General features: G+C 72.6%; 7 protein-coding genes. All 7 read left to right on the top strand.

Going from position 1 to position 6,805, the window contains the following annotated elements; genetic code table 11:
• On the top strand, positions 1-397 hold a 397-nt coding region (locus tag KSO98_RS18270), incomplete at its 5' end, for an aldehyde dehydrogenase family protein (protein ID WP_225287194.1).
• Positions 398-402: 5 nt separating this feature from the next.
• The gene (locus KSO98_RS18275) at positions 403-1,188 is read left to right on the top strand and encodes a gamma-glutamyl-gamma-aminobutyrate hydrolase family protein (protein ID WP_225287195.1); all 786 of its coding nucleotides are present in this window, start codon (positions 403-405) and stop codon (positions 1,186-1,188) included.
• Positions 1,189-1,214: 26 nt separating this feature from the next.
• Complete coding sequence (gene gabT, locus KSO98_RS18280; protein ID WP_225287196.1) at positions 1,215-2,546, top strand: 4-aminobutyrate--2-oxoglutarate transaminase; 1,332 nt, start codon at positions 1,215-1,217, stop codon at positions 2,544-2,546.
• Positions 2,543-4,024 carry an aldehyde dehydrogenase family protein gene (locus tag KSO98_RS18285; RefSeq protein WP_225287197.1) on the top strand — a complete coding sequence of 494 codons (1,482 nt, stop codon included), beginning with the start codon at positions 2,543-2,545 and terminating at the stop codon, positions 4,022-4,024. The genes gabT and KSO98_RS18285 overlap by 4 nt, the downstream gene beginning before the upstream one ends.
• Positions 4,021-5,184 carry a CaiB/BaiF CoA transferase family protein gene (locus KSO98_RS18290; RefSeq protein ID WP_225287198.1) on the top strand — a complete coding sequence of 388 codons (1,164 nt, stop codon included), beginning with the start codon at positions 4,021-4,023 and terminating at the stop codon, positions 5,182-5,184. Before KSO98_RS18285 ends, KSO98_RS18290 begins: the two co-directional genes overlap by 4 nt.
• Entirely contained in the window at positions 5,181-6,389 is a 1,209-nt protein-coding gene (locus tag KSO98_RS18295) for an acyl-CoA dehydrogenase family protein (RefSeq protein ID WP_225287199.1), read from the top strand. The genes KSO98_RS18290 and KSO98_RS18295 overlap by 4 nt, the downstream gene beginning before the upstream one ends.
• The coding region (locus KSO98_RS18300) for a 3-hydroxyacyl-CoA dehydrogenase NAD-binding domain-containing protein (RefSeq protein WP_263642987.1) at positions 6,389-6,805 on the top strand (417 nt) is incomplete at its 3' end. The genes KSO98_RS18295 and KSO98_RS18300, both read left to right, overlap by 1 nt.

Here is a 6,805-nt window from a genome sequence, read left to right on the forward strand (position 1 = left end):
GGGTGCGACCCTGCACGCCGGCGGGACCCTGGGCGAGGGCGCCTACTTCGCCCCCGCGGTCCTGACCGGGGTCACCCCCGAGATGCGGGCCTACTCCGAGGAGCTGTTCGGACCGGTCGCGGTGGTCTACCGGGTGACCAGCGACGAGGAGGCCGTGGAGCTGGCCAACGGCGTCGAGTTCGGTCTGGGCGGCGCGGTCTGGAGCACGGACGAGCAGCGCGCGATCGCGGTCGCGGACCGGCTCGAGGTCGGCATGGCCAACGTGAACATCCCGGCCGCCGACGGCTTCGCCGACGTGCCGTTCGGTGGCACGAAGCGCTCCGGCTTCGGCCGCGAGCTCGGTCCGCTGGGCATCGGCGAGTTCGTCAACAAGCGCGTCTTCTACGTAGGCCGGTGAGCAGCATGGGCACTCCTGTCGTCACCCGCGCCGAGGTCGACTCCCCGGGCGCGCTCGCGCCCGCCGAGGGCCGCCCACACGTCGCGGTGCTGGTCTCGCTGAACTTCCCCGACATGACCGAGCACGTCGCCGAGCTCGTGCGCCGCTTCACCAGCAACGCGCTCGCCGCCCTGACGGCCGCCGGTGCGTCGTACGACCTGATCGACTCGTCGGTGCCGGGCGAGCTGGCCGGCGCCCTTGCGACCGGTGCGGCGGCGGACGCGCTCCTCATCCTGGGCGGCGGCGACATCTCAGCCGCCTGCTACGGCGGCGCCGCCGGCCCGGTCGCCAACTCCTACGGCGTCGACGAGCACGCCGACCGCGGCAGCCTCGAGCTCTTCGGCGCCTACCAGCAGGCAGCGCTGCCGGTGCTCGGGATCTGCCGGGGCGCCCAGCTGATCAACGTCGCCTACGGCGGCTCGATCCTGCCGGACATCGAGGCGTACGAGCTGCACCGCGGCGGCCCCGGCGAGCCGATGTTCCTCGACGAGAAGATCGAGGTCCTCGACGACACCCGGCTCGCCCGGATCCTCGGCGCGGGGGCCCTCACCGTGCGCTCCGGTCACCACCAGGCCGTCGACCGGGTCGGCGAGGGCCTCGTCGTCGCGGCCCGTGCCCTGGACGGCATCGTCGAGGCGATCGAGGACCCTGCCCGCTGGGTCCTCGGTGTCCAGTTCCACCCCGAGGACGACGACGGCGGCGATCACGAGCTGACCCGCCTCACCCTCGCCCTGCTCGCCGCCACCCGCTGAAGCACCCACAACCCCGGAGGAACACCATGGCCACCCCAGAGCAGAGGCGCACCCTCGTCACCGAGATCCCCGGCCCCAGGTCCGTCAAGCTGCACGAGCAGCGCAGCGCTGCCTTCGCCGCCGGCTTCGGCGTCACGCTGCCGGTCTTCGTGGCCGAGGCCGGCGGCGGGATCATCGTCGACGTCGACGGGAACCACCTGATCGACCTCGCCTCCGGCATCGCCGTGACCAGCGTCGGCGCCTCGCACCCCGAGGTGGTCGCTGCCGTCCAGACCCAGGTCGAGCGGTTTACCCACACCTGCTTCATGGTGACCGAGTACGAGGCGGCGGTGGATGTCGCGACCACTCTGAACCGGCTGACTCCCGGCGATCACGAGAAGCGCACCGGCCTGTTCACGACCGGCGCCGAGGCGGTCGAGAACGCCATCAAGATCGCCCGCACCTACACGGGTCGCCAGGCGGTCGTCGTCCTGAGCCACGCCTACCATGGACGGACGTTGCTCACGATGACCATGACGGCCAAGAACGTGCCGTACAAGGAGGGCTTCGGGCCGTTCGCGCCCGAGGTCTACCGGGTGCCGTCGCCGTACGCCTACCGCTGGACCGGCGACGCCTCCAACGTCGCCGGGGAGGCCTTCGACCAGCTGGTCGACGTCATCTCCACCCAGATCGGCGCCCACAACGTGGCCGCGATCATCGCCGAGCCCATCCAGGGCGAGGGCGGCTTCATCGTGCCCCCGGAGGGCTACCTGCCGAAGGTCGCCGCGTACGCCCGGGAGAACGGCATCGTCTTCATCGCCGACGAGATCCAGGCAGGCCTCGGACGCACCGGCCGGATGTTCGCCGTGGACCACGAGGGGGTCGTCCCGGACCTGATCACCACCGCGAAGGCCCTCGCCGGCGGCATGCCCCTCTCCGCGGTGACCGGCCGCGCCGAGATCATGGACGCGGTCGCCCCCGGCGGTCTCGGCGGCACCTACGCCGCCAACCCGGTCGCCTGCGCGGCGGCCAAGGCCGCGCTGGAGGTGATCGAGCGGGACGACCTGCCCGCGAAGGCCCGTCGCATCGAGGAGATCGCCAGGCCCCGCCTCGAGGCCCTGGTCGGTCCGTCGTCGCCCGTCGGTGAGGTCCGTGGACGGGGCGCGATGCTGGCGATGGAGTTCGTCGAGCGCGGCACCACGATCCCCGCTCCGGATGCGGCCAGGAAGGTCGCCGCGTACGCGAACAGCCACGGCGTCCTGACGCTCACCTGCGGGACGTACGGCAACGTGATCCGGCTGCTGCCGCCGCTGGTGATCGGCGAGGACCTGCTGAGCGATGCCCTGGACGTGCTGGAGGCGGGGGTGGCGTCGCTGTGAGTGCCGGGACCACCTCCTACCGACCGCGTGACGGGGCGCCACTCGGCACGGTCGCGGACTCGACGACCGAGGAGGTCGCCGCCGCGGTGGCAGCGGCTCAGGGTGCGGCCGCGACCCTTGCCGACACCTCTCCGGCCCGGCGTCGGGCCTGGCTCGACGCGCTCGCTGACGCCCTGGTCGCGCACCGCGACGAGCTCGCCGAGCTGGCCGACCGGGAGACCGCCCTGGGCCTGCCGCGGCTGCGCGGCGAGGTCGAGCGGATGGCAGCGCAGATCCGGTTCTACGGCGAGGTCGCCGCGGAGGGCGCCTACCTGGGCGTCGTGCGCGACTCGGCCCCCGGGCTCGTCCGGGTCAACCACCCCGTGGGTCCGGTCGCCGTCTTCGGCGCCAGCAACTTCCCGTTCGGCTTCGGCGTGCTCGGCAACGACACCGCCTCGGCGCTCGCCGCGGGCTGCCCGGTGGTGGCCAAGGCCCATCCGGCCCACTCCCTGACCTGCGTCCGGTTGCAGGAGACCGCCGCCGCCGTCCTGGCCGAGGCCGGCGCGCCCGCCGGGACGTTCGGGATGGTGAGCGGCCTGACGGCCGGCACCGAGCTGGTCCGCTCTCCCGGCATCACAGCGGTCGGCTTCACCGGGTCGCAGGCAGGGGGCCTGGCCCTGTGGCGGATCGCCAACGAGCGCGAGGTCGTCATCCCCGTCTATGCCGAGATGGGCACGGTCAATCCGGTCGTGCTCACGCCGGCGGGTGCCGCGGCGCGTGCCGCCGAGGTGGCAGCCGGGTACGTCGCCTCCTTCACCCTCGGATCCGGCCAGTTCTGCACCAAGCCGGGCCTGCTGCTCGCTCCGGCGGGCGCCGGGTTCGCCGACGCGGTCGGCGAGGCGCTGACCGCGGCCGCGCCGCAGCCGGTCATGCTCACGCAGGGCATCGCCGAGGCCGCCCGGACCGGGGTCGACGCGCTGGTCGATGCCGGCGCCGAGGTCGTGGCGACCGCACCCGGATCGGGACAGGGCTGGAGCACCGATGCGGTCGTCCTCCGCGCGCCGATCGCCGCGATCGATGCCGGCAGTCGACTGGTCGAGGAGTGCTTCGGGCCGGTCGCGCTCGTCGTCGAGTACGCCTCGGCGCGCGAGCTGCGCGAGGTCCTCGGGCGCCTCCAGGGCAGCCTCGCCGGTGCCGTCTTCACCGACGGCACCCCCACCGACGCCGATGCCGCCTGGCTGGTGCCGGCCCTCGCCGGACAGGTCGGCCGGGTCACGGTCGACGAGTGGCCCACCGGCGTGGCCTGGACCTGGGCACAGCAGCACGGAGGCCCGTGGCCGGCCACCTCGCGTCCGGAGTCGACCTCGGTCGGTGCGGCCGCGCTGGACCGGTGGGTCCGCCCGGTGGCCTACCAGGGCGTGGCCGAGGAGTGGCTCCCGGCCGCCGGAAGGGCCGCCAACCCGTGGGGCGTTCCGCAGCGCGTCGACGGCGTCCGATGAGCACGGCCGTACGCCCGCTCGAGGGGATCCTCGTCGCCGACTTCTCGCGTGTGCTCGCCGGGCCGCTGGCCACCGCGACCCTCGCCGACCTCGGTGCCCGGGTGATCAAGGTCGAGCGGCCGGGCGCCGGCGACGACACCCGCTCGTGGGGGCCGCCGTGGACGGCCAACTCCTCGTCCTACTTCGAGTCGGCCAACCGCTCGAAGGAGTCGGTGACCCTGGACCTGTCCTCGCCTGAGGACCTGGTCCTGGCCCGCCGGCTGGCCTCCCGGGCCGACGTGGTGGTGGAGAACTTCAAGGTCGGCGACCTCGACAAGCGCGGTCTCGGTCACGACGAGGTGGCACGCGACAACCCCGGCGTCGTCTACTGCTCGGTCACCGGCTTCGGCTCCGCGCAGGGCGCCGATCTCGCGGGCTACGACTTCCTGGTCCAGGCGGTCGGCGGGCTGATGTCGGTCACCGGTGCGGCCGACGAGCCGATGAAGGTCGGCGTGGCGCTCGTCGACGTCCTGACGGCCAAGGACGCCACCGTCGGCATCCTGGCGGCGCTGCGCGCCCGAGAGCTCACCGGCCGAGGACAGCGGGTCGAGGTGAACCTGCTCTCCAGCCTGCTGGGCTCGCTGGTCAACCAGGCCTCCTCCTATCTCGCCACGGGCATCGCGCCGCGCCGGATGGGCAACGCCCACCCCTCGATCGCCCCGTACGAGCTGCTCGACTGCGCCGACGGACCGCTGGCGATCGCCTGCGGCAACGACGGCCAGTTCCGCAAGCTCGCCGCGGTGCTCGGGCACGAGCCGCTCGCCGACGACGAGCGGTACGCCACCAACGCCGCCCGGGTGACCCACCGGCCGGAGCTGGTCGTCGACCTCGAGGTCCTGCTGGCCGCGGACACCGCCGCATCCTGGGCCCAGCGGCTGGAGCGCGCGGGTGTGCCCGCCGGCCGGGTCGGCAGCGTCGCCGACGGTCTGGCGCTGGCTGAGACCCTGGGGCTGGCCCCGCTCGTCGACATGGGCCCGGGCGCGCCGCCCCAGGTCCGCCACCCGATCACCTACTCAGAGACCCCGGTGTCCGTCTACGCCGCTCCACCGCGTCTGGGCGAGCACACCGACGAGATCCGTCATTGGCTATCCACCCCACAGAGTCACCAGGAGAACGCATGACCAGCCACGTCGACCCGATGAAGCTCCCGCCGCTCGACCCGACCGACCCCGCGGCGTTGGACAGTCTGCTCAGCGACGACGAGAAGGCGATCCGGGGCGCGGTGCGCTCCTTCCTCGACAAGGAGTGCGAGCCGCACATCACCGACTGGTTCGAAAACGGCGCCATCCCCAACATCCGCGAGCTGACCAAGGGCCTGGGCGAGCTCGGCGTGCTCGGCATGCATCTGGAGGGCTACGGCTGCGCCGGGATGTCGGCGACCGAGTACGGCCTGGCCTGCCTGGAGATCGAGGCCACCGACTCCGGTCTGCGCTCGCTGGTCTCGGTGCAGGGCTCACTGGCGATGTTCTCGATCTGGCGGTGGGGCTCGGAGGAGCAGAAGCAGCAGTGGCTGCCTCGCATGGCGGCCGGCGACGCGATCGGCTGCTTCGGCCTCACCGAGCCCGACGCCGGCTCGGACCCCGGCTCGATGACGACCCGGGCGAGGCGCGACGGCACCGACTGGATCCTCAACGGCCGCAAGATGTGGATCTCCAACGCTCCCTACGCCGACGTCGCGGTCGTCTGGGCCAACGCGGGGGAGGAGAACGGCGGCATCCGCGGTTTCGTGGTGCCCACCGACACGCCCGGCTTCTCCGCACCCGAGATCAAGCACAAGATGTCGCTGCGGGCCTCGGCGACCGGCGAGCTGGTGCTGGACGACGTACGCCTGCCGGCCGACGCGGTCTTCCCCGAGGTCCGCGGCCTCAAGGGACCCCTCTCGGCGCTCAACGAGGCCCGCTACGGCATCACCTGGGGCGCGTTGGGCGCCGCCCGCTCGAGCCTGGAGACCGCGCGCCGCTACGCGATCGACCGCCACCAGTTCGGCCGGCCGATCGGTGGGTTCCAGCTGACCCAGCAGAAGCTGGCCGACATGAGCCTGGAGTACATCAAGGGCTACCTGCTGGCCGTCCACCTCGGCCGGCGCAAGGACGCCGGGCTGCTGCGTCCCGAGCAGGTCTCGATCGGCAAGCTCAACAACGTCCGCGAGTCGATCGAGATCTGCCGTACGGCCCGCACGATCCTCGGCGGCAACGGCATCTCGCTGGAGTTCCCCGTCATCCGGCACATGAACAACCTCGAGTCCGTGCTCACCTACGAGGGCACGGTCGAGATGCACACCCTGGTGCTCGGCCAGGTCCTCACCGGCGAGTCCGCGTTCCGCTGATGGCAGGCGTGGACGGGCCGAGCCGGCTCCAGAGGGTCGGAGTCGTCGGGGGCGGCTTGATGGGTTCGGGCATCGCGGAGGTGACGGCGAAGGCGGGTCTGGACACCGTCGTCGTCGAGGTCGGGCAGGAGGCGGCGGATGCGGCGCGGGCGCGGATCGATGCCTCGCTGGAGCGTGCGCTGAGCCGCGGCAAGATCGATCAGGTCGAGCTGGGGGCGATCCGGGGCCGGTTGCGGGTGGAGACCGATCTGGAGGCGTTGGCCGATCGTGATCTGGTGGTCGAGGCCGCCTCGGAGCGGGAGGACGTGAAGCTCGAGCTGTTCCAGCGCATCGGCGCGATCCTGGAGAAGGATGAGGCGATCTTGACGTCGAACACCTCCTCGATCCCGATCGTGAAGCTCGGCGCGGTCTCGGGG

The organism is Nocardioides nematodiphilus (assembly GCF_020216525.1).
Lineage (GTDB): Bacteria > Actinomycetota > Actinomycetes > Propionibacteriales > Nocardioidaceae > Nocardioides > Nocardioides nematodiphilus.

Coding starts and splice junctions, on each gene's coding strand:
- KSO98_RS18275 (WP_225287195.1), top strand. CDS start 403: ATGGGCACTCCTGTCGTCACCCGCGCCGAGGTCGACTCCCCGGGCGCG.
- gabT (WP_225287196.1), top strand. CDS start 1,215: ATGGCCACCCCAGAGCAGAGGCGCACCCTCGTCACCGAGATCCCCGGC.
- KSO98_RS18290 (WP_225287198.1), top strand. CDS start 4,021: ATGAGCACGGCCGTACGCCCGCTCGAGGGGATCCTCGTCGCCGACTTC.
- KSO98_RS18295 (WP_225287199.1), top strand. CDS start 5,181: ATGACCAGCCACGTCGACCCGATGAAGCTCCCGCCGCTCGACCCGACC.